Annotated in this window: 34 protein-coding genes; 28 read left to right on the forward strand and 6 right to left on the reverse strand. The window is 34.8% G+C overall.

Annotation, left to right across the window (positions count from 1 at the left end):
- Window positions 1–67 precede the first annotated feature (67 nt).
- From AAON49_RS10285 to AAON49_RS10310, 6 genes are all read right to left on the reverse strand, one after another.
- Entirely contained in the window at window positions 68–811 is a 744-nt protein-coding gene (locus tag AAON49_RS10285; RefSeq protein ID WP_349554445.1) for a hypothetical protein, read from the reverse strand.
- Between the two features lie 18 nt (window positions 812–829).
- Window positions 830–2,290: a RagB/SusD family nutrient uptake outer membrane protein gene (locus AAON49_RS10290; protein ID WP_349554446.1), complete on the reverse strand. Its 1,461-nt coding sequence runs from the start codon at window positions 2,288–2,290 to the stop codon at window positions 830–832.
- A 22-nt stretch (window positions 2,291–2,312) separates the two neighbouring features.
- On the reverse strand, window positions 2,313–5,288 hold the full coding sequence (locus tag AAON49_RS10295; RefSeq protein WP_349554447.1) for a SusC/RagA family TonB-linked outer membrane protein: 2,976 nt from the start codon (window positions 5,286–5,288) through the stop codon (window positions 2,313–2,315).
- Window positions 5,289–5,526: 238 nt separating this feature from the next.
- Window positions 5,527–6,846, reverse strand: coding sequence for a SusD/RagB family nutrient-binding outer membrane lipoprotein (locus AAON49_RS10300; RefSeq protein ID WP_349554448.1), 1,320 nt, complete (start codon window positions 6,844–6,846; stop codon window positions 5,527–5,529).
- A gap of 29 nt (window positions 6,847–6,875) precedes the next feature.
- Entirely contained in the window at window positions 6,876–10,142 is a 3,267-nt protein-coding gene (locus AAON49_RS10305) for a SusC/RagA family TonB-linked outer membrane protein (RefSeq protein WP_349554449.1), read from the reverse strand.
- A gap of 232 nt (window positions 10,143–10,374) precedes the next feature.
- Window positions 10,375–12,012 carry a BamA/TamA family outer membrane protein gene (locus AAON49_RS10310; RefSeq protein ID WP_349554450.1) on the reverse strand — a complete coding sequence of 546 codons (1,638 nt, stop codon included), beginning with the start codon at window positions 12,010–12,012 and terminating at the stop codon, window positions 10,375–10,377.
- A 216-nt stretch (window positions 12,013–12,228) separates the two neighbouring features.
- Between AAON49_RS10310 and rpsL the strand changes: the two genes are divergently transcribed.
- The 28 genes from rpsL (at window position 12,229) to rpsM (ending at window position 26,696) form a co-directional block, all read left to right on the forward strand.
- Window positions 12,229–12,603, forward strand: coding sequence for a 30S ribosomal protein S12 (gene rpsL / locus AAON49_RS10315; protein ID WP_018943587.1), 375 nt, complete (start codon window positions 12,229–12,231; stop codon window positions 12,601–12,603).
- Between the two features lie 30 nt (window positions 12,604–12,633).
- Window positions 12,634–13,110 carry a 30S ribosomal protein S7 gene (gene rpsG / locus AAON49_RS10320; protein ID WP_349554451.1) on the forward strand — a complete coding sequence of 159 codons (477 nt, stop codon included), beginning with the start codon at window positions 12,634–12,636 and terminating at the stop codon, window positions 13,108–13,110.
- Between the two features lie 5 nt (window positions 13,111–13,115).
- A complete protein-coding gene (gene fusA / locus AAON49_RS10325) occupies window positions 13,116–15,233 on the forward strand; it encodes an elongation factor G (RefSeq protein ID WP_349554452.1) in 2,118 nt (705 codons plus the stop codon).
- 11 nt (window positions 15,234–15,244) lie between these two features.
- Window positions 15,245–15,550 (forward strand): 30S ribosomal protein S10, encoded by a 306-nt coding sequence (gene rpsJ, locus AAON49_RS10330; RefSeq protein WP_024740605.1) that lies wholly within the window; start codon window positions 15,245–15,247, stop codon window positions 15,548–15,550.
- 172 nt (window positions 15,551–15,722) lie between these two features.
- Complete coding sequence (rplC, locus tag AAON49_RS10335) at window positions 15,723–16,340, forward strand: 50S ribosomal protein L3 (protein WP_349554453.1); 618 nt, start codon at window positions 15,723–15,725, stop codon at window positions 16,338–16,340.
- Window positions 16,340–16,969, forward strand: coding sequence for a 50S ribosomal protein L4 (gene rplD, locus AAON49_RS10340; RefSeq protein ID WP_349554454.1), 630 nt, complete (start codon window positions 16,340–16,342; stop codon window positions 16,967–16,969). Before rplC ends, rplD begins: the two co-directional genes overlap by 1 nt.
- Window positions 16,970–16,971: 2 nt before the next feature.
- On the forward strand, window positions 16,972–17,262 hold the full coding sequence (rplW, locus tag AAON49_RS10345; RefSeq protein WP_349554455.1) for a 50S ribosomal protein L23: 291 nt from the start codon (window positions 16,972–16,974) through the stop codon (window positions 17,260–17,262).
- 11 nt (window positions 17,263–17,273) lie between these two features.
- A complete protein-coding gene (gene rplB, locus AAON49_RS10350) occupies window positions 17,274–18,098 on the forward strand; it encodes a 50S ribosomal protein L2 (RefSeq protein ID WP_349554456.1) in 825 nt (274 codons plus the stop codon).
- Between the two features lie 6 nt (window positions 18,099–18,104).
- Window positions 18,105–18,383 (forward strand): 30S ribosomal protein S19, encoded by a 279-nt coding sequence (gene rpsS / locus AAON49_RS10355; protein ID WP_349554457.1) that lies wholly within the window; start codon window positions 18,105–18,107, stop codon window positions 18,381–18,383.
- 10 nt (window positions 18,384–18,393) lie between these two features.
- Complete coding sequence (gene rplV, locus AAON49_RS10360; RefSeq protein WP_349554458.1) at window positions 18,394–18,798, forward strand: 50S ribosomal protein L22; 405 nt, start codon at window positions 18,394–18,396, stop codon at window positions 18,796–18,798.
- 12 nt (window positions 18,799–18,810) lie between these two features.
- A complete protein-coding gene (gene rpsC, locus AAON49_RS10365; protein WP_349554459.1) occupies window positions 18,811–19,527 on the forward strand; it encodes a 30S ribosomal protein S3 in 717 nt (238 codons plus the stop codon).
- Window positions 19,528–19,551: 24 nt separating this feature from the next.
- Complete coding sequence (rplP, locus tag AAON49_RS10370; RefSeq protein WP_349554460.1) at window positions 19,552–19,983, forward strand: 50S ribosomal protein L16; 432 nt, start codon at window positions 19,552–19,554, stop codon at window positions 19,981–19,983.
- A gap of 11 nt (window positions 19,984–19,994) precedes the next feature.
- A complete protein-coding gene (rpmC, locus tag AAON49_RS10375; protein ID WP_349554461.1) occupies window positions 19,995–20,186 on the forward strand; it encodes a 50S ribosomal protein L29 in 192 nt (63 codons plus the stop codon).
- Between the two features lie 19 nt (window positions 20,187–20,205).
- Window positions 20,206–20,463 (forward strand): 30S ribosomal protein S17, encoded by a 258-nt coding sequence (rpsQ, locus tag AAON49_RS10380; protein ID WP_349554462.1) that lies wholly within the window; start codon window positions 20,206–20,208, stop codon window positions 20,461–20,463.
- A gap of 1 nt (window position 20,464) precedes the next feature.
- Window positions 20,465–20,833 carry a 50S ribosomal protein L14 gene (gene rplN / locus AAON49_RS10385; protein ID WP_349554463.1) on the forward strand — a complete coding sequence of 123 codons (369 nt, stop codon included), beginning with the start codon at window positions 20,465–20,467 and terminating at the stop codon, window positions 20,831–20,833.
- Window positions 20,834–20,845: 12 nt separating this feature from the next.
- Window positions 20,846–21,154, forward strand: a complete 309-nt coding sequence (rplX, locus tag AAON49_RS10390; protein WP_349554464.1) for a 50S ribosomal protein L24 — start codon at window positions 20,846–20,848, stop codon at window positions 21,152–21,154.
- Window positions 21,155–21,156: 2 nt separating this feature from the next.
- A complete protein-coding gene (rplE, locus tag AAON49_RS10395; RefSeq protein ID WP_349554465.1) occupies window positions 21,157–21,708 on the forward strand; it encodes a 50S ribosomal protein L5 in 552 nt (183 codons plus the stop codon).
- 3 nt (window positions 21,709–21,711) lie between these two features.
- Window positions 21,712–21,981: a 30S ribosomal protein S14 gene (gene rpsN, locus AAON49_RS10400; RefSeq protein ID WP_349242019.1), complete on the forward strand. Its 270-nt coding sequence runs from the start codon at window positions 21,712–21,714 to the stop codon at window positions 21,979–21,981.
- Window positions 21,982–22,140: 159 nt separating this feature from the next.
- A complete protein-coding gene (gene rpsH / locus AAON49_RS10405; protein WP_349554466.1) occupies window positions 22,141–22,539 on the forward strand; it encodes a 30S ribosomal protein S8 in 399 nt (132 codons plus the stop codon).
- Window positions 22,540–22,551: 12 nt separating this feature from the next.
- Window positions 22,552–23,097: a 50S ribosomal protein L6 gene (rplF, locus tag AAON49_RS10410; protein WP_349554467.1), complete on the forward strand. Its 546-nt coding sequence runs from the start codon at window positions 22,552–22,554 to the stop codon at window positions 23,095–23,097.
- An 11-nt stretch (window positions 23,098–23,108) separates the two neighbouring features.
- The gene (gene rplR, locus AAON49_RS10415) at window positions 23,109–23,459 is read left to right on the forward strand and encodes a 50S ribosomal protein L18 (RefSeq protein WP_349554468.1); all 351 of its coding nucleotides are present in this window, start codon (window positions 23,109–23,111) and stop codon (window positions 23,457–23,459) included.
- Between the two features lie 13 nt (window positions 23,460–23,472).
- Window positions 23,473–23,997 carry a 30S ribosomal protein S5 gene (rpsE, locus tag AAON49_RS10420; protein WP_349554469.1) on the forward strand — a complete coding sequence of 175 codons (525 nt, stop codon included), beginning with the start codon at window positions 23,473–23,475 and terminating at the stop codon, window positions 23,995–23,997.
- Window positions 23,998–24,007: 10 nt separating this feature from the next.
- Window positions 24,008–24,187, forward strand: a complete 180-nt coding sequence (gene rpmD / locus AAON49_RS10425) for a 50S ribosomal protein L30 (RefSeq protein ID WP_349554470.1) — start codon at window positions 24,008–24,010, stop codon at window positions 24,185–24,187.
- A gap of 12 nt (window positions 24,188–24,199) precedes the next feature.
- A complete protein-coding gene (gene rplO / locus AAON49_RS10430; RefSeq protein WP_349554471.1) occupies window positions 24,200–24,649 on the forward strand; it encodes a 50S ribosomal protein L15 in 450 nt (149 codons plus the stop codon).
- Between the two features lie 13 nt (window positions 24,650–24,662).
- On the forward strand, window positions 24,663–25,985 hold the full coding sequence (gene secY, locus AAON49_RS10435) for a preprotein translocase subunit SecY (RefSeq protein WP_349554984.1): 1,323 nt from the start codon (window positions 24,663–24,665) through the stop codon (window positions 25,983–25,985).
- Window position 25,986: 1 nt separating this feature from the next.
- A complete protein-coding gene (gene infA / locus AAON49_RS10440) occupies window positions 25,987–26,202 on the forward strand; it encodes a translation initiation factor IF-1 (RefSeq protein WP_068206835.1) in 216 nt (71 codons plus the stop codon).
- Between the two features lie 12 nt (window positions 26,203–26,214).
- On the forward strand, window positions 26,215–26,331 hold the full coding sequence (gene ykgO / locus AAON49_RS10445) for a type B 50S ribosomal protein L36 (protein WP_072554239.1): 117 nt from the start codon (window positions 26,215–26,217) through the stop codon (window positions 26,329–26,331).
- Window positions 26,331–26,696 (forward strand): 30S ribosomal protein S13, encoded by a 366-nt coding sequence (rpsM, locus tag AAON49_RS10450; protein WP_349554472.1) that lies wholly within the window; start codon window positions 26,331–26,333, stop codon window positions 26,694–26,696. Before ykgO ends, rpsM begins: the two co-directional genes overlap by 1 nt.
- Window positions 26,697–26,769: the final 73 nt, after the last annotated feature.

Below are 26,769 nucleotides of genomic sequence, written 5' to 3' on the forward strand. Positions count from 1 at the left end.
AAGTAGTCATTTTATTGCATAAAAAAACCACTCTAGAAAGAGTGGTTTTTATATAATTCAAGTAATATTAAATATTACATGGGTTGTAAGGAATATCTCCTATTGGAGGTGAGGTTCCAAGGTTCGCGAAAACAACATTGTTTGGCGAAGTTATTTGGAAAGTAATCTCACTATCCCAAGAACCTGAGTATGCAAACGTTAACTCTTGAGTTCCTGAAGGAACAGCTATAATATGTTGAGCAGCTGTACCTTGAGCAGCGGATACAGTGTAATCAGTGCTTACACCATCAACTACAACAGTAATTGAAGCTCCATTCCACCCATCTCCATAAGAATCTTGCATGTCGATAACGTAATTCCCATCAGGGATATCACATTTTCTAAACATTTCGATTAAGATACTTCCGTTTTCAACGTAAGTGTCAGATCCTTCGATTCCTGTTAGGTCTAAATCTAAGAATACACTACCTGAATCTGGTAATCCACTAAAAACACTTGAAATTGTAACAGTTGCTACATACTCTCCAGCAGGAATAACAGCACCACTAATTTGGTACTGATCTGCAGTAGCTGTATTATCAGCTCCAGTTACAAAAGAAATAGTTCTATCACTGTTTGAAACAGTTGTAACCATTACATCAACAGTCATTGAAGCTCCAGCAACAGGAGTAGAAAGTACTCCAGCGCTTCTAGAAAGTTGAGCTAATGTCTGACCGCCAACATTATCAAATATTGGATTTGTATTCTCTTCACAACTTGTAAAAAATAATCCTATCGTTAGGAAAAATGCTAATATTGAAAGTTTTTTCATTTTTTCTAAATTTAAAGATTAATATCCAGGGTTCTGAACCAATGCAGCATCAACGTCAATTGCACCTAATGGAATTGGCATTGTAAATCTGTGATCCGAATTACTTAATGAACAAGCATTAAAAACTGTACAGTCTATAGGATCTCTATCAATAGAAACATTTGCTCTCGCACCTAATCTCTTAATATCTACCCATCTGTGACCTTCAAAAGCAAGCTCTAATCTTCTTTCTGCTAAGATTGCTGCAAAAGCTTCTTGTTGAGAAGCATATGTTGGCAATGGTTGAGCAGCTCCAAAACGAGCATCTCTTAATTGCTTGATGTAAGTAGCAGCACCACCTAAGTTATTAGCATCAGCGGCAGCTTCAGCTCTAATGAATAACATTTCAGCAGTTCTGAAAAGTTTGATATCATTCATTAATGGTTGACTTTGGTGACCAGGATATTTTCTAGTTACTAAGTAATCATCTGTACTAGTAGTAGGAGTAGCGCTAATTGTTGACGAAGGGTCAATGTATCTAGCAAGTCTAACATCTCCAGCTACAGCATCTAATTGGTTGTATAATGATCTACTCATTTCCATGAATGGAGATCCAGAAGCAGTACTGTTTACGAAAGCAAACAAGCTTCCTGCCCATCCACCACCACCAGTAGCCTGACGGTCATAAGTATCACCAACGTTTCTTTCTAACTCAAAAATGATTTCTGTATCATCAGTATCACTCCACATGTTGAAGAACTGTGTTTGATTAGCGATAGAATAGTTTGCCATTAAAGTAGCAGCGTATCCATCAGCAGCAGTGTACTGACCACGGTAAGCAGCCATTCTTGCTCTTAATGCTGTAATAAAATCTCTACTGATAAAAGTTCTACTAGACTGATTAGAAAGACCTGCAGCAGCAGCTGTTAAGTCAGCATCAATCATAGCGAATACTTCTCCATTAGTATTTCTAGGTAAATCTTCATTTAACCCAGGAATAGTAGATAAAGCAATTACTCCTAAAGCACTATCATCTGTATAATCAGTAGTGAAATAAGTTGTAAGCATAAAATGTATATATGCTCTAATAGCTTTTAATTCAGCAATAGCGTTATTATAGTCTGCCTGCTCTCCTGTTGCTACAGGAATAGATTCGGCAGCAACTAAGATCTTATTGATCTGGTTCAATGTGATATAGCTACCATTCCATAGAGTAGCGGCCATTCCACTTGTTGGAGTTAAAAATAACGAATACTGAGTAACGTTTTGTCCTCCACTATCATCACCGATAGCTAACTCATCTGTGTAAACCGAGTTGAATCGGATTTGAGTTGTGTTGTCTAATCTATTGTAGATACCTGAAACCCCTAACTGTAAATCTTCAACGGTTTTGAAAGCATTTTCAGCAAGTAATGTACCGGGTTGCTCGATATCAATAACATCATTACAAGACGTGAAAACGAAAAGTGATAATGTTAATATACTTAATAATTTTTTCATAATTTCTTGTGTGTTTTACTTATTATAATCCAATCTCTAAACCGAAAGAAACTGTTTTTGGAGTAGGATAACCTCTAGAAGTACTAGCAAATCCTTCAGCATCGTATCCTCTCCATCCTGTGAAAGTAACTAAGTTCTCTCCGTTGAAGAAAATTCTAAGCTTGCTTAAGTTGAATTTGTCTAATAAATCTTTCGTAAAGTTATATCCTAATTGAATGAAACGTAATCTTACATAATCTGAATTAAATAAGAATCTGTCTGATCCAGCTACCCCTAAGTTTGTAGCTCTAAGAGCAGGGATATCAGTTACTCTGTTAGTAGGAGTCCAAGCTCTTAATAAATCTCTTGAGTGTCTGAACTGTCCAATAGCAGTTGGGTCGATAGCATCGTCATAATCAAAGTCAAAACGATCTACTCCAATAGTATAGTTAAATTGAGTAGTTAAGAAGAAGTTCTTATAATCTAACTCAAAACCAAAACTACCTACTGCATCTGGCTGGCTATTTTTACCTGTAAACCTTCTGTCAGCATTAGCATCAGGGTTTTCAGTAACATTTCCGTTAATGTCTAAGAATAATAAGTTACCATTAGCTGGGTTAACTCCTGCGTAAGGAATATTAAAATATTGTCCTAATTTCCCTCCTTCTTCGATACCAGTTTGGTTAGCTCCATATCTTTCTGAGATATTGTAGTTACCTGTAAAGTTTAACTTTAATCTTAAATCTTCAGTTTGAATAGGAGTATATCCTAAAGTTAAATCAATTCCTTTATTTACTAAGTTACCATCACTGTTTGCACTAATAGATGTTACACCAAAGTAAGATGGAGTTGGTAGCGGTACAAATAAACCAGTTGTATTTCTTCTATATACATCTAAAGTACCAGTTAAAGTTCTATCCCAAACTTCGAAATCAACCCCAGCATTAAATTGCTCAGTTGTTTCCCATTTAAAGTCAGGGTTAGCAACACTACCTACAAATAATGCATTAGATCCACCATAACCACCTCCAGTGAAGAATAAATCTAATACTGTGTTAGCTCCACCGGCAGATTGGTTACCCGTTCTACCCCAAGAAGCTCTTAATTTTAATAATCCGAAAGCTGAATCTTCCATAAAGCTTTCTTTATCGATATTCCATCTACCAGCTACAGAGTAGAAAGTACCCCAACGGTTAGATGTTCTAAATTTATAAGAAGCATCACGTCTTACAGTACCTGTAAATCCGAATCTCTTGTCATAATCGTAATCAACGTTTGCGAAATAAGATAAAAGTCCAGTTTCTCCAATGTTTGCATTTTGCGTACCTACGTAGAAATCGTTAGTAGCATTATCTGCAACGAAACCAGATCCATCACCAGGATAGAATGTTCTTGGGTCTAAACCATTTTGTCTGAAACCGAAGTTTCTAAAGTGAGTTTTAACTACCTCCATATATAAACCAGCATCAATTGTATGCTTGTCATCAATAATAGTAGAATAGTTAAGAGAGTTTACTAAGTTGAAAGAAGCAAAACGATTTGATTGTTGGAAAACAAAACCAGGAGTGTTGTCTCCAGAAGCAGCAAAAAGTAATGCGTTAAAAGAAGTAGGACCCTCAGCTCTAGTTAAAATCTCTTCGATATAATCCATACCAAATCTAGAGTTGATTTTTAATCCGTCGTATACTTCATAGCTAGCATTTAATGCCATGATAACTTTTACTTCTTCCTCAAAACGAGTATAAGTTGCTAATCTATCTAATAAGAATAATGGAGTATTTGAGAATAATAGCGGAGATAATAATGCAGCTCCATTAGTATACTCATCTGGAGAGATGTAAGGAACAGACATAAATGCACCAAGTACATAGTTTCTGTTAATTGCTCCAGAGCCAATACTGTTAGGCTCGTTACTCTTAGAATAGTTCATTGAAGAAGATATTCCGTAGTTGAACTTTTTATTCTCACTAGTTCCGTTGATTTTTATATCAAGGTTAAATCTTTTAAGATCACTATCTTGAAGAACCCCTTCTTGCTCGAAGAATCCTAAAGATACGTTAGTAGCAGTAGTTTCAGAACCAGAAGATAATCTTAAGTTGTGACTGTGTGTTACAGCAGTTCTAAAGAATACGTCTCTCCAATCTGTATCTACAGCATTAGCTAAAGCATCGATCTCAGCAGTAGTTAAAGAAGCTCCTCTACCAGCTCCAAAAGTTTGCTCTAAAGTTAACTGCTCTCTAGAACCCATTAAGTTGAAATCATTGCTTTGTAAAGTAGAGTAACTGTTTAAGTAGTTGTACTCAACTTGTAATTTACTATTGAATTTACCACCTTTAGTAGTAATAATAATTACCCCATTTGCACCTCTATTTCCATAGATAGCAGTCGCACCAGCATCTTTCAGTACGTTAACGGAAGCAATATTGTTTGGGTTTAAACTTCTAAAGTTATCACCATCAACTGGTACCCCATCAATAATAAATAATGGCTCAGTATCACCATTAATAGTACCAATACCACGAATAGTAATAAAACTATTAGCACCAGGTTGTCCTGATCCAGTAGTAATGTTTACCCCTGCTGCTTGTCCTTGTAATGTTTGAACAATAGAAGCATTAGGTCTACCTTCAATCGTCTCAGCACTTAAAGTTGTTACTGACGAGTTTACAGTAGGCTTAGCTCTTTTAATGTCATAAGCGGCAGTTACAATAATCTCATCAAGTACCTCACCTGCTTTAAGTACAACATTAATAGTGTTTGATGAACCTACAGTTCTCTCTACGCTAGTATAACCTAGATAACTGAATACAAGAACATCACCAACTTTGGTTTTGATAGAATACTTTCCATCAAAGTCGGTCTCAGTACCACTAGTAGTACCTTTAATTAAAACACTAACCCCAGGAAGTGTGCCGTCAACATCACTTACAGTACCCGAGACAGTCTTTTCTTGTGCAAAAGAGACCTGCACAACCAACGCCAATAACAGCGTTAAAATTCCATTAAACTTTGTCTTCATTGTATAATTATTTGAATTAATTAATGCCAAAAGTCTTAAAATAAACTTAAAACTCCAATTTTTTAACAAAAAAAAACTTAAAAAGGTTAACAGAATGTTAAGCAACTAAGGCTCCTATTGAAGTGTAAGCAATTTTAGTAATTTAAAATTATGATGGTTTAAAAGGATAAAAACTATGAAAAGATAAAGAGGCGTTGCAAATTGCAACGCCTCTCTAAATACAATGAAAATTTTAAAATTATTGATTTATAGGTGTTTTTGTAAATAAATCCGGTACTGGTGATGGTGTGTTAGGGTTTGTATCTACTTCAACTTGTGGGTAGATAAAACGCTGTGGAATTACAGATCCAGTTTTTGGAGGTACGTTTAATAAATTATTCGTACGTCTGATATCATGGAAAGGTTGTAATTCACCAACTAGTGAAATGTACTTCTCTTCTAAAATTTCTGCTAATAAAGCTGCACTACCTGATGCAGATGCAGTAGCAGGGAAGCTTCCTCCAAATTGACCAGCTAAATGAGTTCTAACTTCGTTGAACGCAGTTACATCTCCAGCATCACCTGTACGGTTAGCTGCTTCAGCCTCAATTAATTTAACTTCTACATAAGAAATAAGATTCATTGGAGCAGTTTCTGCAAAAACTCCAGTAGCTGAAGTATTTGGAACATGTCCTGTACCAGCTGGGCTAAAATAGAATGTAAATCTATCTGAATCACCTGGAGTAGCAATTAATCTAGCTACAGTACCATTTAATAAATGTACTAAGTGAGAATCTGTAGCTCCAAGATAACCATCTCTTCTGTCTACAATAAACTGATAATATAAATTTTCAGTTCTTGTAGCTGTAGTATGTATAGTGGTAAGACTCTTAGCTGGTGTATCAATACCTTGACGAGCACTAGCTAATGCATTAGGATAATCCTTAGCAACTAAATAATAACGAGCTTTTAAAGAATGTGCAATTTCCGCCCAAGTAGCACCACTAGCTAGACGATTTCCAGCATATAAAGAAGCGCTAGCAGAACCTACATTCGTAATTGCTTGATCTAATAAACTTTGAACCCCAGCAAGAACAGTAGCTTGTGCATCATAAGCAGGATTTGGAAATTCATCTGCATTACCTGCTTGGCTAAATGGAATGTCTCCAAATAAAGCAGCCATTTCTCCATATAAAGCAGCTTCTGCAATCTGAGCAATTCCTGCTAATTGTGTATTACCTGATTCTAAAGCTAATTCTCTTGTTAATTGAGCTTGCTCTATACCATCAACATAGGCATCATCCCATGTGTCATCATAATCTGCAGCCGTAGTTGAATATGAATTTACAGTTAAGTATTGTCTGTCTTCTCCTGTAAAATGATTCATAAAGATACCTGCATATCTAGCACTATTTGAAGTAACTAGCTGCATCCATCCAAGTTGGGCTTGACCAATAATCAATTCTGGTGGAGCACTAGAAAAGTTATTAGGATCTGTGTTAAGATCTTCAGTGTAACTTTCACACGAAAGTGTTAAAAAGAGAACTGAAAGAATACTATAAGCTAATATTTTTTTCATTTTATATATTTTAATTTGTTTTCTCATAATTAGAAAGAAACACGTAAAGTTGTAATAATAGATTGAGTTCCAGGGTTGCTGAAATACTCTAATCCTCTACCTTTAGATGCACCAGTTAAGTTATTGTCTGGATCAAAACCATCGATTTTAGTCCATAATAATAAGTTTCTTCCTGTTACACCTAATTGAATATTGTCAATTTTTAACTTAGAAGTTACACTCTTTGGGAATTCATAAAATAAAGAAATCTCTCTTAATCTAGTCCAAGAAGCATCTTCGTAGAAAGGCTCACCTACATCTCCAAATCCACCTCCATTTGTTGTCCACCAATCTTGGTCAACAGCAACTGGTCCTGCTCCAAAGTCAACTTCATAACCTCTAAATCTAGTTCCAGCAGTAATTGTATTACCTCCAGCAGTAGTAAGATTTTGAGAAGCTACAGTTTCAACAGCAGTATCTGGGTGAATACCGAAGAAGTTTAATACCCCTCTAGTACCATTCCAAACATCATTTCCTTGAGATGTTTCTAATAAAGCAGATAAGGTAAATCCTTTATATGAAACAGAAGTTCCAAGTGCTCCTCTCCAATCTGGGTTTGGATCACCTAAGTAAGTTTCAGTAGCAGCAGCAGTTGGGAAACCGTTAGCATTTAAAATGTAGTTTCCGTTTGCATCTCTAGCATAAGCAGTTCCTCTTAATACAGCGAAAGGTTGTCCTTCTGCAATACCTGAAGAGTTAGATGTAAATCCATTTAAACCGAAGTAAGCACTACCCGCTAAGTCTTCTACTAAGTTTTTGTTTTTAGTAAAGCTAACATTCATGTTCCATTGTAAATCTTCTTTTTGAATGATTCTACCAGTAACGTCTATTTCAACCCCTTTGTTAGAGATTTCAGCAGCGTTTACTAACTGAGAACCAAATCCTGTAGAAGGAGCTAAAGGAAGATTTAAAAGAACATCATCAGAAGTTCTACTATAATAAGTAAATGAAAGACTTAATCTATTGTCTAAGAAACGAGTATCGAATCCAATTTCCATTTCTTTAATACGCTCTTCTTTAAGGTTAGGATTTCCTCTAGTAGCTGATTGAGTTAAAGGATTCCCAAATAAAGAACCGTCATAACCATCACCCCATCCAGAAGTAATACCTCCTGTAGTAATTACAGTAGAAGTAGAGTATGGAGCAGCTTCAATACCTACCTCTCCATAAGAAACTCTTACTTTACCAAAAGAAAGGAAATCTAATTCCTCTATGTGTTTTGTGAAATTCCAACCTGCAGAAGCACTTGGATAAAAGATCATACCTGCATTAGGTAAGCTAGATACATATTCACCACGACCTGTTAATTCTAATAAGAACTCGTTTTTGTAATCAAAGTTCAATAATGCAAAAGCTCCTGATTTTCTAGTCTTAGAAGTAAAAGAGCTTCTAGTAGCATTTAAAGAAGTAGCATTACCAGTATTTAAGAATACTTCATCAGGGTTTGTAAAGTTGTTTTCACCAACTGTTAAACGTCTGTATGCATTTTGGAAAAATTGAGTACCTACTGTATAGTCAAGTCTCAAGTCAGTATTAATGTTGTAGTTACCAGTTAAGAATACAGTGTAGTTTTGGTTACTCTCAGTAATTCTGTCTTCACCCCATTCACCGTTAGTTCCACCTCCGGCAGATCCAGCTGGCTCATAACGAACTCTATTATCTTGGTAATAATCTACACTATAACGTCCTGTTAAAACCATATTGTCATTAATCTTGAAAACTAATTCAGGAGCAACGATAAATCTGTTTACATCGTTAAGGTTTTTCTGCTCATTAATTGTCCATAATGGATTGTTATAAGCAGGAGAATTATAGCTAAACGTACCCGTAGCTGGGTTGAATGTTCTTGAAGAACCTAAATGTTGTCTATAACCTCTATGCGAGTTTGGTGTTGGAATACCAGTAGAACTAAAATAAGTTCCTTTATAATCTCTAATGTCGAAATCAGGAGATGTTCTTAAATACCCTAAGTAAAGACCATTCAAGTTTGATCCTGTTTGTACACGATTAGATTCTATATTAATATAAGATGCAGACATCTTTAATGTAAGTTTGTCTGAAAAATCAGTATCGTTGTTTAAACGTACACTAGTTCTTCTATAGTCAGATGCTCCACGGTATATACCGTCTTGATCCCAATTAGAGATACTAGCAAAAGTTCTACTCTTCTCTCCAGTATAACTAAGACTTAAGTTATTTTCTAATATAACACCAGTTTTAAAAACTGCATTTCTGTTCGCATCATTAAATACTTCAGTAGAATTCTTTTGAGTAATTGGATAGTAAAGAGTTCCATTATCTGCTTGGAAGTAAGCTCCAGTTGTATTCACAGTATCAGGTCCTCCAGATCTATCAGCAATTCTAGCTCCATAAGAGAAACCAGTATTAGATTGACCAGATCCAGTAAGGTGATCAACACCTCTCCATCCTTGACCATAGATACCTTGCTTGTCCCATTCTCTATTAACTTGATCTAAAGAAATAGATGATTTCACATCTACTTTCCAGCGACCTTGAATTCCTTTACCTCTTTTAGTTTTTATAACTAATACCCCATTTGCAGCACCAGTTCCGTAAATAGCTGCAGCAGATGCACCTTTTAATACAGAAATAGACTCAATATCTTCAGGGTTGATGTCATTTAAACGAGATTGTTGTACAACACCTGCTGTACCACCTCCAATAGATGAGTTAGAAATAATTGCTCCATCCAATACAATAAGTGGGCTACTATCTCCTAAGATTGTATTCTGACCTCTAATTTGAATGTAAGCACCAGCACCTGGATCTCCAGAGTTTCTAGTAATATTTACACCAGAAGTCTTTCCAGATAATCCTTGTAGTACCCCTGCTTCACCTGATTTTTGAAGCTGAGCTACTTTTACAACACTTGTTGAACTAAGATCATCATCTTTTTTCTTTTCAGTACCTAATGCGGTAAGTACTACTTCTTCTAAAACGTTAGCATCTTCTTCCATACTTACATCTATGGTGTTAGAAGCGCCTACCGTTTTTTCCACAGTTTTGTATCCTAGATAACTATACACTAGAACATCGCCAACTTTAGTTTTAATGCTATACTTACCATCAAAATCTGTTTCAGCACCTGTAGTCGTTCCTTTAATCAAAACGCTTACCCCAGGTAAGCCTCCAGAGCTATCAGAAACCGTTCCTGAAACAGTTTTTTCTTGTGCAAACGAAACCTGCACAATCAACGCAAGAAAAAGCGTCAAAATTCCTTTAAACTTTGTTTTCATTTATTTGAGTATTTGAATTATTTGCGTTAAATATCTTAATTTTCTGTTAAAAACCAAAGACAAATGTTAATTAACACATAATAAAATCTTAAAAACATAATTAAAAGTGTTAAAAATGTAAGGAAATAATTCTTTTTCCGTACCGGTATTTCCTGAGGAAATTTAAAATTCTAACTGAAAAAGAACACATGAAAAAAGAAATGAAATTTAAAGTTCTCCTAAGAGTGTTTTTTTAGAAAAAAGATTTCCAAGATATAATGAATTTCGAATCTTTGAAATTAAAAGTAGAGTCCGAATTTTTCCCTAAAGCATATCCGAGATTTATGGCGTTGTTTTTCATCGTGAAAAAGTAGCCAAAACCAACTCCAAAAACATTTTTCATGCTGTTAGATATTGATTCTTTAAAAATTCCAAAATCACTTATGGTATATAAATAAGATGAAAATGATGTCAGGTATCTGTATTCAATATTAGTAGATGAAAACCGATTTGTAAAAATACTCTGTTCATTAAACCCTCTTATGGAATTGATTCCTCCAATTCTGAAGACTTCATTTGTTAAGAAGTTGTTAGAATCAAGATATCCAATCTTATTGTTGATGTGTATATAACTGGCTTTCGATGTGTAGATGTTAAAAGTTGCGTTAGATTCAACTTTTAGCTGACGACTATTAAAGTTGTCTTGATTTCTTTTTCCAAGGGAAACATTTGTTTTAAAATAAATTTTTTCATTGAACAACGCTCTTTTACTTGGTAAAAAATATGAATACCCAACACCGAAGAAATAGTTGGAGAAATCATCAATTGAGTTGCTTACTTGATTCAATAAATAGTCTGACTTTTCAGAAGCGTATGATAAAAATAATGTAGATTTTGAAGTAATTCCATAATCTAATGCTATATTAAACTTAGTGTTCAGGAAAGTAGAATCTTGTCTGTAAATATTGAATTGTAAACTTGATGATATCGGTAATCTAAATAAATAAGGAACCCTTGTTCCAACCCTAAATTCTGAATTTCCTTCTTTTATTCTATTCCAAAACAATTCAAAATCCTCACCAGTATTTAGAACGTTTTTAAGTTTTAAATCTAGATTTCCGTTAATTAAGACGCCATCGTTATTTTCTTTAGAAGCAAAACTTAAATTACCGTCAATACTGCTGATGTTTTTCTTTTTGAGAAAAAGATAAAGAATAGTTGAATCTTTTTTGAACAAAACCTCAGGAGGTTTTTTTTCGTCTAAAAAAAATAAAGATTTGGTTTGATTTGAGATTTCTTCTAATCTCTTTTTTGAAAAAACAGTGTTTTTCCCAATCTTATAATAGTTTTTAAAATAGTGTTCGGGAAATTCTTCATATCCCTTTGTTATTATTTTATCAATTACTCTAAGTCTTGATGAGGTTATTTTTAGATCAAAAGCAAAAAAACCATTTTGCTGTTTTGGATTCGCAAGAAATACCTCGTTAAATGACATCCCATTTTCATCCAGTTCGTTGAGTATAGAATTAATAAAGACCTCAGCTTTTGAAGGTGAAATGAAAACAGAATCTTTAAGTGTAAACCTGTAGTTTTTATAGGTGTTTTTTATTTCTTCAGGAAAAAGGATTAAAATTCTTTTTGTTTTTGAGCCTAGAGAGAATTTAGCAGTATAATTATGTTTGTCCTTAGTTACCTGCTCTACTATTGAAGTAAAATAACCTTTTCTTTTTAGGATTTCATGAATAGAATCTAGAGTGACATAAATACTCTTTTCTAAGCGATGCTTTTTTTGATAATCAATATGAGATAAAACAGAATTTTCAGTAGAGTCTTTTCCAATTAAATATAGTGATAAATCTTGGGAAAAAATTCCATGAATTGACGACGTCAAAAAAAGGATATATATATATGGTATAATTTTTTTGTTCAAAATTGTTTGTAAAAAGCTTTCAAATGTAGCGTAAAATCAGAAAAAAATGATGTTTCTAGCTGTGTTACAAAAAAATAACATGCTGGTATTTGAATAGAAAGAAATTAATCGTACATTTGCGCACTCTTAAAAAAGAGTAAAATTTTAAGTACAAACGAAAAATAGTAACAATTTAGTATGCCAACTATTCAACAATTAGTTCGTAAAGGAAGAACCAAAATAACTAAGAAGAGTAAATCGGCTGCTTTGTCGTCTTGTCCTCAAAGACGTGGAGTTTGTACGCGTGTATATACTACAACGCCTAAGAAACCTAATTCAGCAATGCGTAAAGTTGCAAGGGTAAGGTTAACAAATGGTAACGAGATTAACGCGTACATCCCAGGAGAAGGGCACAACTTACAAGAGCACTCGATAGTATTAGTTAGAGGTGGAAGGGTAAAAGATTTGCCAGGTGTAAAGTATCACGTTGTACGTGGAGCTTTAGATACAGCGGGAGTTGAGGGAAGAACTCAACGTAGATCAAAGTACGGTGCAAAACGCCCAAAGAAGTAAATTAATTAGTAACTTTTTTAATGTAAAGACATGAGAAAAAGAAGAGCCAAAAAAAGAGTTCTTTTACCGGATCCAAAGTTTAACGATCAGTTAGCTACACGTTTTGTAAATAACTTAATGTGGGATGGTAAGAAATCTGTAGCGTTCAAAGTGTTTTATGATGCGTTAGATATCGTAGAGCAAAAGAAAGAAGACGAAGAAAAAACTGCGCTTGAAGTGTGGAAAGATGGTTTGTCAAATGTAATGCCTCACGTAGAAGTTCGTTCAAGACGTGTAGGAGGAGCAACTTTCCAAATTCCAATGCAAATTAGACCAGATCGTAAAGTGTCTATGGCAATCAAGTGGATGATTTTATATGCGCGCAAGCGTAACGAAAAAACAATGGCACAAAGATTAGCTGCTGAGATTTTAGCTGCTGCTAAAGAAGAAGGTGCTGCTGTAAAGAAAAGAGTTGATACACATAAAATGGCAGAAGCTAATAAAGCATTCTCTCACTTTAGATTTTAATAGAAATGGCTAGAGATTTAAAATATACAAGAAATATAGGTATTGCCGCTCATATTGATGCTGGTAAAACCACTACTACTGAGCGTGTTCTTTATTATACTGGTGTATCACACAAGATTGGTGAAGTACATGATGGAGCTGCTACTATGGACTGGATGGAGCAAGAGCAAGAAAGAGGTATTACAATTACTTCTGCTGCTACAACTTGTGAATGGCAGTTTCCTACTGAAAATGGTAAACCTACTGCAGAAGCAAAAGGTTACCACTTTAATATTATTGATACTCCAGGTCACGTAGATTTTACTGTAGAGGTAAACAGATCATTACGTGTATTAGATGGATTAGTGTTCTTATTCTCTGCTGTTGATGGAGTTGAACCTCAATCTGAAACTAACTGGAGATTAGCTGACAACTATAAAGTACCAAGAATTGGTTTCGTAAATAAAATGGACCGTCAAGGATCTGATTTTATGAATGTAAACAGACAGGTAAAAGAAATGTTAGGTTCTAATGCAGTACCTATCGTTTTACCAATTGGTGAAGAAGCTGATTTTAAAGGAATTGTTGATTTAGTAAAGAACAGAGCAATTGTATGGCATGAGGAAACTCAAGGAGCTACTTTTGACGTTATTGACATTCCTGAAGAATTAAAAGAAGAAGCTGCTGAATACAGAGCTTTATTAATAGAAGAGGTTGCAAGTTACGATGAGAACTTATTAGAGAAATTCATGGAAGATGAAGACTCTATTACAGAAGAAGAAGTACATGCTGCTTTAAGAGCTGCGGTTATGGATATGGCTATCATACCTATGATTTGTGGTTCAGCATTTAAAAATAAAGGTGTTCAGTTCTTATTAGATGCTGTATGTCGTTATTTACCTTCTCCTTTAGATAAAGAAGCTATTATTGGAACAGATCCTAACTCTGGTGAAGAAATTTCTCGTAAGCCAGATGCAAAAGAACCGTTTGCTGCGTTAGCATTTAAGATTGCTACTGATCCTTTCGTAGGACGTTTAGCATTCTTTAGATCATATTCAGGAAGATTAGATGCAGGTTCTTACGTTTTAAATAACCGTTCAGGTAAAAAAGAACGTATTTCTCGTATCTACCAAATGCACGCTAATAAGCAAAATGCAATCGATTATATCGAAGCTGGAGATATTGGAGCTGCTGTAGGATTTAAATCTATCAAAACAGGAGATACATTATCTGATGAGAAGAACCCAATCGTATTAGAATCGATGGACTTCCCAGATCCAGTAATTGGTATTGCTGTTGAGCCTAAAACAAAAGCTGATGTGGATAAATTAGGTTTAGCTTTAGGAAAATTAGCAGAAGAAGATCCAACATTTACAGTACGTACTGATGAAGCTTCAGGACAGACAATTATTTCTGGAATGGGAGAGCTTCACTTAGATATTATTGTAGATCGTTTAAAACGTGAGTTCAAAGTTGATGTAAACCAAGGACAACCACAAGTTGAGTACAAAGAAGCAATTACTGCTGCTGCTGATCACAGAGAGGTTTATAAGAAACAATCTGGTGGACGTGGTAAATTTGCCGACATTGTATTTACTATGGAGCCTGCTGATGAAGGTACTCAAGGATTACAATTTGAGTCAATCATTAAAGGAGGTAACGTTCCTAAAGAATTTGTACCATCTGTAGAAAAAGGATTCCAAGAAGCAATGAAGAATGGTCCTTTAGCTGGATACGAAATGGATTCAATGAAAATTACCTTAAAAGATGGATCTTTCCACCCTGTGGATTCTGATCAGTTATCTTTTGAGTTGGCTGCGAAATTAGGTTATAAAGCTGCTGCAAAAGCTGCAAGAGCTGTTATTATGGAGCCTATTATGAAATTAGAAGTATTAACTCCTGAAGAAAACATGGGAGATATTGTTGGTGACTTAAACAGAAGAAGAGGTCAAGTATCTGATATGTCAGATAGAGCTGGTTCTAAAGTTGTAAAAGCTACTGTACCATTATCTGAAATGTTTGGTTATGTAACAGCATTAAGAACAATGTCTTCAGGTAGAGCAACTTCTACGATGGAATTCTCTCACTATGCTGAGACTCCATCAAATATTTCAGAAGAAGTAATTGCGAACGCTAAAGGTTAATTCAAGAAAAGATGAGTCAAAAAATTAGAATAAAATTAAAGTCTTACGATTATAACTTAGTAGATAAGTCTGCTGAGAAAATTGTAAAGACAGTAAAGAGTACTGGTGCTGTAGTAAATGGTCCAATCCCTTTACCAACAAATAAAAAAATCTTTACGGTTTTACGTTCACCTCACGTGAATAAAAAATCTAGAGAGCAATTTCAATTATCTGCTTACAAAAGATTATTAGACATCTATAGTTCTTCATCTAAGACTATTGATGCTTTAATGAAGCTTGAATTACCAAGTGGAGTTGAAGTTGAGATTAAAGTATAAGTATATTCAATAGAGATATCTCATATGAGATATCTCTATTTTACATGTCCGGAGGGTTTCGCGAAGGAAAAACGGTAAAAATACATTCAGGGTTGAAAGTATTTTGACCCATTTTTTTTGAAACGAAATAAGAAGGAAAATAAATAAGTAAACAATTAATAATTAATTAAATATGTCTGGGTTAATAGGAAGAAAAATCGGAATGACCAGCTTATTCGATGAAAATGGAAAAAACATTCCATGTACAGTAATCGAAGCAGGTCCATGCGTTGTAACCCAAGTCAGAACCGAAGAGGTTGACGGATACAATGCGTTACAACTTGGTTTCGATGACAAAAAAGCAAAAAGTTCTAACAAAGCGTTAGACGGCCACTTTAAGAAAGCTGGCACAACTGCTAAAAGAAAAGTCGTTGAGTTCCAAGGGTTTGAAGAAGAGTACAAATTAGGAGACTCAATTACAGTAGAACACTTCGAAGAAGGAGAGTTTGTTGATGTTTCAGGAGTTTCTAAAGGAAAAGGATTCCAAGGGGTTGTAAAACGTCATGGATTTGGTGGAGTTGGACAAGCAACTCACGGTCAGCACAACCGTTTAAGAGCTCCAGGATCTATTGGAGCGGCTTCATATCCTGCAAGAGTATTCAAAGGAATGCGAATGGCAGGAAGAATGGGTGGTGAAAAAGTAAAAGTTCAAAACTTAAGAGTATTAAAAGTAGTTCCAGAGAAGAACTTACTTGTTGTAAAAGGAGCAATTCCTGGTCACAAAAACTCTTACATAACTATTCAGAAATAATGAAAGTAGCAGTTTTAGACATTAATGGAAAAGATACTGGTAGAAAAGTTGAACTTTCTGCAGAAGTATTCGGAATAGAGCCTAATGACCACGCTATTTATTTAGATGTAAAGCAGTACTTGGCTAATCAAAGACAAGGAACGCATAAAGCTAAAGAAAGAGGCGAGATTACAGGTAGTACAAGAAAGATTAAAAAACAAAAAGGAACTGGTACAGCTCGTGCGGGTAGTATCAAATCTCCAGTGTTTAGAGGTGGAGGTCGTATTTTCGGACCAAGACCAAGAAGTTATTCTTTCAAATTGAACAAAAACTTAAAGCGTTTAGCACGTAAATCAGCTTTAAGTATTCAAGCAAAAGACAACAATTTAGTAGTAATTGAAGACTTTAATTTTGATACTCCAAAAACAAAGAACTTTGTTAACGTATTGAAAGCTTTAGACTTAGATTCTAAAAAGTCGTTGTTTGTGTTGGGCGAGTCAAATAATAACGTATATTTGTCGTCGCGCAATTTAAAAAGCTCTAAAGTTGTAAGTAACTCAAGATTAAGTACTTACGGTATTTTAAATGCCAATAAGATTGTAATCTCTGAGAGCTCTTTAGAAGGAATTAAGAACAATTTAAGCAAATAGGGATGAGTATTTTAATTAAACCTATTATTACGGAAAAAGCTACAAATGATAGTGAACTATTTAATCGCTATACGTTTGTTGTAGATAAAAGAGCTAACAAAATTGAAATCAAAGACGCTGTAGAAACAGCTTATGGAGTTTCAATCGAGAGCGTAAAAACTTTAAACTATCCTGTGCAAAGAAATACTAAATACACTAAAAAAGGTTTAGTAACAGGAGCAAAAAGTGGATACAAGAAAGCTATCGTTCAGTTAGCCGAAGGAGAAAGTATTGATTTTTATAACAATCTTTAAGAAAAGACGAAATGTCAGTTAGAAAATTAAAACCAATAACACCAGGTCAGCGTTTTAGAGTTGTAAATGGGTTCGACACCATTACAACTGACAAGCCGGAAAAAAGCTTATTAGCTCCGAAAAAAAGATCTGGAGGTCGAAACAATCAGGGTAGAATGACTACACGTAACATCGGTGGAGGTCATAAACAAAAATACCGTATTATCGATTTTAAAAGAGATAAAACCGGTATTCCTGCAACAGTAAAAACTATTGAGTACGATCCAAACCGTACAGCATTTATTGCTTTAGTTGTTTATACTGATGGTGAAAAACGTTATGTGATTGCACAAAACGGTTTAAAAGTAGGTCAAACAATCGTATCAGGAACTGGAGTTGCTCCAGAGATTGGAAATACGATGCCTTTAAGTGAAATTCCTTTAGGAACTACAATTTCTTGTATTGAGTTACGCCCAGGTCAAGGAGCTGTTATGGCTCGTTCTGCTGGTTCATTTGCTCAATTAATGGCAAGAGATGGTAAATATGCAACAGTAAAGTTGCCTTCTGGTGAAACAAGATTAATCTTGTTGACTTGTATGGCTACTATTGGAGTTGTATCTAACTCAGATCACCAATTACTTGTTTCAGGTAAAGCTGGTAGAAGTAGATGGTTAGGTAGAAGACCAAGAACCAGAGCAGTTGTAATGAATCCAGTTGATCACCCGATGGGAGGTGGTGAAGGACGTTCTTCAGGAGGTCACCCAAGATCTAGAAATGGTATCCCTGCAAAAGGATATAAGACAAGATCTAAGACCAAAGCGAGTAATAAATATATTATAGAACGTAGAAAGAAATAATAAGTCATGGCAAGATCATTAAAAAAAGGACCTTACGTTCACTATAAGTTAGAGAGAAAAGTATTGGCTAACGTAGAAGCAAATAAAAAATCAGTGATTAAAACTTGGTCTAGAGCAAGTATGATTACTCCTGATTTCGTTGGGCAAACTATTGCAGTACATAACGGACGTCAATTCGTACCAGTATATGTTACAGAGAATATGGTAGGTCATAAGTTAGGCGAATTTTCACCAACACGTTCTTTTAGAGGACACGCTGGTGCAAAAAATAAAGGAAAAAAATAAGTAGGATATTATGGGAAGTCGTAAACACAACATGGCACAACAGTTAAAAGAAGCAAAAAAGCAAAGAGCATTTGCAAAGCTTACTAACTGTCCTACGTCACCAAGAAAAATGCGTTTAGTAGCGGATCAAGTAAGAGGAGTTGAAGTTGAAAAAGCTTTGCAAATCTTAAAGTTCAGCCCGAAAGAAGCATCAAGAAACTTAGAGAAATTGTTATTGTCTGCTATTGCAAACTGGCAAGCTAAGAATGAAGATGCAAGTATTGAAGATGCTGGATTATTCGTAAAATCTATTTGTGTAGATAGCGCAGGAATGTTAAAAAGATTAAGACCAGCTCCACAAGGACGTGCTCACAGAATTCGTAAGAGATCTAATCACGTTACTTTAGAGTTAGGTGCAAAAAATATCAGTAATTAATCATTAGTAGAAATGGGACAAAAAACTAATCCAATAGGAAATCGTTTAGGAATTATCAGAGGATGGGAATCTAACTGGTACGGAGGAAAGAACTACGGTGATAAAATCGCTGAAGATGATAAGATAAGAAAGTATGTAAATGCTAGATTATCTAAAGCAAGTGTTTCTCGTGTAATTATCGAGCGTACTTTAAAACTTGTAACCGTTACTATCACTACAGCACGTCCAGGTATCATTATTGGTAAAGGAGGTCAAGAGGTAGACAAGTTAAAAGAAGAGCTTAAAAAGATTACAGGAAAAGAAGTTCAAATCAATATTTTCGAAATCAAGCGTCCAGAATTAGATGCCAAATTGGTTGCTGCGAGTATCGCTCGTCAAATCGAAAATAGAATTTCTTACAAGAGAGCAATTAAAATGGCGATTGCTGCTTCTATGAGAATGAATGCAGAAGGAATTAAAGTACAAATTTCTGGTCGTTTAAACGGAGCTGAAATGGCACGTTCTGAACACTATAAAGAAGGACGTATTCCTTTATCTACTTTTAGAGCAGATATCGATTATGCACTTGTTGAGGCACATACAACATACGGAAGAATTGGTGTGAAAGTATGGATCATGAAAGGTGAGGTTTATGGGAAAAGAGAATTATCTCCACTAGTTGGCTTGTCTAAGAAACAAGGTGGTAATAAAGGAGGTAATAACAAACGTCAACCTCGTAGAAGAAAATAATTTTTAAAAATTAGAAATTAAAAGATGTTACAGCCAAAAAGAGTAAAATACCGTAAGGTACAGAAGGCGAAAGGAAATATGAAAGGTATTTCTGGAAGAGGAAACCAACTTTCTAACGGAATGTTTGGAATCAAATCTCTAGATCAAAACCTATTAACTTCTCGTCAGATTGAAGCAGCTCGTATCGCGGCAACTCGTTATATGAAAAGAGAGGGGCAACTTTGGATTAAAATTTTCCCAGACAAACCAATTACTAAGAAACCTTTAGAGGTACGTATGGGTAAAGGAAAAGGTGCACCAGATCATTTTGTAGCTGTTGTGAAGCCAGGTAGAATTTTGTTTGAAGTTGGTGGAGTGCCAATGGATGTTGCAAAAGAAGCTTTACGTTTAGCAGCACAGAAACTTCCAGTAAGAACGAAGTTTGTGATCGCAAGAGATTTTGATTATAACGCTTAATTCTAAAAGACATGAAACAATCAGAAATTAAAGAATTATCAACGGCTGATTTACAAGAGAAGCTTGGAGCGTTGCAAAAAAATTATACTGATCTTAAGATGGCTCACGCCATAACTCCATTGGAAAATCCTTTGCAGTTAAGAAGCTTAAGAAGAACTGTAGCAAGACTTGCAACAGAATTAACCAAAAGAGAATTACAATAATTCTAAGTCAGTTTTAAAGATGGAAAATAGAAATCTTAGAAAAGAAAGAATAGGTGTTGTTTCTAGCAACAAAATGGAGAAATCTATTGTTGTTTCAGAAGTAAAGAGAGTAAAACACCCAATGTACGGGAAGTTCGTATTAAAAACGAAAAAGTACGTTGCTCATGACGAAAAGAATGATTGCAACGAAGGTGATACGGTTAGGATCATGGAAACACGTCCTATGAGTAAATCAAAACGTTGGAGATTAGTAGAAATCCTAGAAAGAGCTAAATAATATGTTACAGACAGAATCAAGATTAAAAGTAGCAGACAACACTGGAGCAAAAGAAGTTTTAGTGATTAGAGTTTTAGGTGGAACTAAAAAACGTTATGCTAGCGTTGGAGATAAAATTGTAGTAACTGTAAAGGCTGCAACTCCAAACGGAACCGTAAAGAAAGGTCAAGTATCTAGAGCCGTAGTTGTACGTACAAAGAAAGAAGTACGTCGTAAAGACGGATCATATATCAGATTTGATGACAATGCATGTGTGCTTTTAAACCCTGCAGAGGAAATGAGAGGTACTCGTGTATTTGGACCAGTTGCTCGTGAATTACGTGAGAAGCAATTTATGAAAATAGTATCATTAGCACCTGAAGTGCTTTAAAAAGTATAGATGATGACAAAGTTTAAAATCAAAGTTGGAGATACTGTTAAAGTAATCGCAGGAGATAACAAAGGATCTGAAGGAAAAGTTTTACAAATCCTTAGAGATAGAAACAGAGCTTTAGTAGAAGGTGTAAACTTAGTTTCTAAGCACACGAAACCAAATGCTCAAAACCCACAAGGAGGTATTGTAAAGAAAGAAGCTTCTATTCATATTTCAAACTTAGGTTTGGTAGAAAATGGAGAAGCTGTAAGAGTAGGATATAAAGTTGAAGGAGATACGAAAACACGTATTTCTAAAAAAACTAAAAACGCGATATAATCATGAGTTACGTACCAAGATTAAAAGCAGAATATAAAGAAAGAGTAGTAAAAGCTCTTACTGAAGAATTCAGTTATAACAACGTAATGCAAGTACCTAAACTACAAAAGATTGTAGTAAGTAAAGGTGTTGGTGCTGCGATAGCTGATAAGAAATTAATTGATTACGCTATTGAAGAGTTGACTACAATTACAGGTCAAAAAGCAATTGCAACAATCTCTAAGAAAGACGTTGCGTCGTTTAAATTACGTAAAGGAATGCCAATTGGGGCAAAAGTTACTTTACGTGGAGACAAAATGTATGAGTTTTTAGATAGATTGATTACAGCTTCTTTACCTCGTGTAAGAGACTTTAACGGAATCAAAGCTAATGGATTTGATGGTAGAGGTAATTACAATTTAGGAATTACTGAGCAAATTATCTATCCAGAGATCAATATTGACCAAGTGAAAAAAATCAACGGTATGGATATTACATTCGTAACATCTGCTGCTACTGATAAAGAAGCAAAGTCACTATTAGAAGAATTAGGATTACCATTCAAAAAAAATTAAGAGATGGCTAAAGAATCAATGAAAGCCCGTGAGGTAAAAAGAGCAAAAATGGTTGCTAAGTATGCTGAAAAGAGAAAAGCTTTAAAAGAAGCTGGAGACTATGAAGGTTTACAAAAGTTGCCAAAGAATGCTTCTCCAATTAGAATGCACAACAGATGCAAATTAACTGGAAGACCTAAAGGGTATATGCGTCAATTCGGAATTTCTCGTGTGACTTTCCGTGAGATGGCAAATCAAGGATTGATACCAGGTGTGAAAAAAGCAAGTTGGTAGAAATCAAACAAAAAGCTCAAAATTAAAAATAGAATGTGTATTTTTGCACGCTCTATTTTTTTGAGTATATAATTATTAATTGATTTTAGGTTCAATTATCACAGAGAAATCTGTAGGTAAATAGAGGTAATTGAAAACCGAAATCGCAAACTGTTTATAATGTACACAGATCCAATCGCAGATTTTCTAACAAGAGTTAGAAATGCAATCTCTGCCGGACACAGAGTAGTTGAGGTTCCTGCTTCAAATTTGAAGAAGGAGATGACTAAAATTTTGTTTGATCAAGGGTATATTTTAAGTTATCAATTCAATGATAATTCTGTACAAGGAACTATCAAAATTGCCTTAAAGTATGACAGAGACACAAAAGAGTCCGTAATCAGAAAAATTCAAAGAATTAGTACACCAGGTTTACGTAAATACGTTGGCGCAAAAGAAATGCCAAGAGTATTAAACGGACTAGGTATTGCTATCGTTTCAACTTCTAAAGGTGTGATGACTAACAAGAAAGCACGTCAAGAGAATGTTGGAGGAGAAGTATTATGTTACGTTTACTAAAAAATTGTAGAAATGAGTAGAATAGGAAACAATCCAGTTAGCATTCCACAAGGTGTAGATGTAAACGTAGACAACAATGTAATTACAGTAAAAGGAAAGTTAGGAGAATTAACTCAAACTATTTCTGAAGGAATTGCATTAGAAATTGAAGATGCTACTATCACTTTAAAAAGAGCATCTGAAAGCAAAACTCACAAAGCGCAACACGGTTTGATGAGAGCTTTGATTTATAACATGATTGAAGGTGTAAGCAAAGGTTTTACTAAAGAGTTAGAATTAGTAGGAGTTGGTTACAGAGCTTCAAATCAAGGTCAAAAACTAGATTTAGCATTAGGTTTTTCTCATAACATAGTTTTAGAATTAGCTCCAGAAGTAAAAGTGGAAACTATTTCTGAAAAAGGAAAAAATCCAATCGTTAAATTAACTTCTTATGATAAACAATTAGTTGGTCAAGTTGCGGCTAAGATTCGTTCTTTCCGTAAGCCAGAGCCATATAAAGGTAAAGGAGTTAAGTTTGTAGGTGAACAATTAAGAAGAAAAGCAGGTAAATCTGCATAATTTATAGAGTTATGGCATTATCAAAGCTTGAAAGAAGAACTAGAATTAAGCATAGAATCAGAAAAATCGTTTCTGGAACTGAAGCTAAACCAAGATTATCAGTGTTTAGAAGTAATAAAGAAATCTATGCTCAATTAGTAGACGATGTAAACGGAGTAACAATTGCTTCAGTTTCATCAAGAGATAAAGATATTAAAGCAAGTACTAAACAAGAAGCAGCTGCTGCTGTTGGTAAAGCAATTGCTGAATTAGCTACTAAAGCTAAAGTAGAAACTGTTGCTTTCGATAGAAATGGTTACTTATACCATGGTAGAGTTAAAACTTTAGCAGACGCTGCTAGAGAAGCTGGTTTAAAATTTTAATTAGTCTATTATTATGTATCATAAATATAAAAACGTAGAAAGAGTTAAACCAAGCGGATTAGAGCTTGTTGATAGACTTGTAGGTGTACAACGTGTTACCAAAGTAACAAAAGGTGGTAGAGCATTCGGATTCTCTGCAATTGTTGTTGTTGGAGATGGTAACGGAGTAGTTGGTCACGGATTAGGAAAATCTAAAGACGTTTCTTCAGCGATTGCAAAAGCAGTTGAAGACGCAAAAAAGAATTTGGTAAGAATTCCAATTTTAAACGGAACATTACCTCATGAACAAAAAGGAAAATTTGGAGGAGCTAGAGTATTTATCAAGCCAGCTTCAAATGGTACCGGAGTTATCGCAGGTGGTGCTGTACGTGCAGTATTAGAGTCTGTTGGAATTCATGATGTATTATCAAAATCTCAAGGATCTTCTAACCCTCATAACGTAGTAAAAGCAACTTTTGATGCTTTATTACAATTGAGAAGTGCTGCAGTTATTGCAAAACAAAGAGGAATCTCTTTAGAGAAAGTATTTAACGGATAAATCTAAAACGATGGCAAAAATTAGAGTTACACAAGTAAAAAGTCAAATCGGACGCCTTCAAAATCAAAAGAGAACTTTAGAGGCATTAGGTTTACGTAAAATGAACCAAACTGTAGAGCATGATGCAACGCCTACAATTATTGGTATGGTAAATAAAGTTAAACATTTAGTTTCCGTAGAGGAAATTTAATAAAGATATACGATGAGTTTACATAACTTAAAACCAGCAGAAGGATCTGTTAAAAGCGGGAAAAGAATAGCAAGAGGTGAAGGTTCTGGAAAAGGCGGTACAGCTACCAGAGGTCACAAAGGTGCTAAATCTCGTTCAGGTTATTCTAGAAAAGTTGGATTTGAAGGAGGTCAGATGCCACTTCAAAGACGTGTGCCTAAGTTTGGTTTCAAAAATATCAACCGTAAGGAATATGCAGGAATCAACTTAGACAAATTACAAGAATTAGTAGATAACAAGAAAATTACTGATACAGTTACTTTAGATATCTTAGTTGCTAACAGAGTTGTAGGAAAGAATGATCTAGTAAAGATCTTAGGAAGAGGAGAGTTAAAGGCTAAATTAAATATTACTGTTCATAAATTTACTGCAACTGCAAAAGCGGCTATCGAAGCTGCTGGAGGAGAAGCTGTTACTTTATAAGATTACGTAAATGATGAATTTTATAAATACGTTAAAAGATATCTGGAAAATAGAAGAGTTAAAGAATAAAATTCTTTTAACTCTTGGTTTAATCGCTGTATACCGTTTTATGGCTGGAGTTCCATTACCTGGGATAGATCCATTACAGTTAGCAGCATTAAAAGATAGTACTCAAGGAGGTCTTTTAGGATTATTAAACGCATTTACGGGAGGAGCATTTTCAAGAGCGTCTATTATGGCACTTGGAATTATGCCTTACATTTCTGCATCTATTGTAGTACAATTAATGGGAATTGCAGTTCCTTATTTACAAAAACTACAAAAAGATGGAGAAAGTGGTAGAAAGAAAATTACACAAATCACAAGATGGTTGACCATCCTTATTACAATGGTTCAAGGACCAACGTATATTACTGCTATTAAAACTCAGTTTGGATTACCAGCTGAAGCTTTCTTAGTAACTGGGCCAACTTTCTGGATTTCATCAATGATTTTATTAACTGCAGGTACCATTTTTGCAATGTGGCTTGGAGAGCGTATTACAGACAAAGGAGTTGGTAATGGTATTTCATTATTAATTACTGTAGGTATTATTGCTAATTTCCCTGCTGCTTTCTTGCAAGAGTTTTTTGCTAAAACAACAAATGCTGGAGCTGGAGGAATTATGATGATCTTGATAGAAATCATTATCTGGTTTGTTGTAATCTTATTGAGTGTATATCTAGTTACCGCTGTTCGTAAAATTGCTGTACAATATGCAAGAAGAACAGTTGCAGGGAATATCCAAAATGTAGCTGGATCTAGAGAATACATTCCATTGAAATTAAATGCAGCTGGTGTAATGCCAATCATTTTTGCACAAGCAATTATGTTTTTACCAGCATACATTGGTCAGAAATACCCTGCATTAGCAGAATTACAAGATATCAATGGTTTATGGTACAATGTACTATTCGCCTTTTTGATTATTGTATTTAGTTATTTCTACACCGCTATTACTATTCCTACCAATAAAATGGCAGAGGATTTAAAAAGAAGTGGTGGATTTATACCAGGAATAAGACCAGGAAAAGATACAGCAGATCGTTTAGATACTGTTTTGTCTAGAATTACATTCCCAGGATCATTATTCTTGGCAGGATTGTCAATACTTCCAGCAATCGTTGTTCAGTTTGGAGTACAACAAAGTTGGGCATTGTTTTATGGAGGTACGTCATTAATTATTATGGTAGGAGTTGCAATCGATACCATTCAACAAGTGAATTCATATTTGTTAAACCGTCATTATGATAGTTTAATGAAGACTGGAACTAGTAATAGAAAATCATCAAAGTAATATGGCTAAACAACCAGCAATTCAACAAGACGGAACTATTACAGAAGCATTATCAAATGCAATGTTTCGTGTAGAATTAGAAAATGGGCATATCGTAACGGCTCACATTTCAGGAAAGATGCGTATGCATTATATCAAATTATTACCTGGAGATAAGGTAAAATTAGAAATGAGTCCTTACGATTTAACAAAAGCTAGAATTACTTACAGATATTAAAAATTAGAACTGATGAAAGTAAGAGCATCAATCAAAAAAAGAAGTGCCGACTGCAAAATAGTACGCAGAAAAGGTAGATTATATGTAATTAACAAACAGAATCCTAGATTTAAACAAAGACAAGGGTAATGGCAAGAATAGCAGGTATAGATATTCCAAAGAATAAAAGAGGAGTTATTGCTTTAACTTACATCTTTGGTATAGGAAAAAGTAGAGCTAAAGAAGTTTTAGCGAACGCAAAAGTAGATGAAAGCATTAAAGTTCAAGATTGGACAGATGCTCAAATTGCTGCAATTAGAGAACAAGTTGGAACTTACACTATTGAAGGTGAATTACGTTCTGAAGTACAATTAAGCATCAAACGTTTGATGGATATTGGATGTCAGAGAGGAATTCGTCATAGAGTTGGTCTTCCTTTAAGAGGACAAAGAACTAAGAACAACTCTAGAACCAGAAAAGGTAAGAGAAAAACAGTAGCTAACAAGAAAAAATAAGTTACAAATAGCTTTATGCTGCTAGTGTGCCGTGTTTTACAACACAATTTACTAGTAAGCTATTGCTAAAACC

This window comes from Pseudotenacibaculum sp. MALMAid0570 (assembly GCF_040151415.1).
Classification (GTDB): Bacteria; Bacteroidota; Bacteroidia; order Flavobacteriales; family Flavobacteriaceae; genus Polaribacter.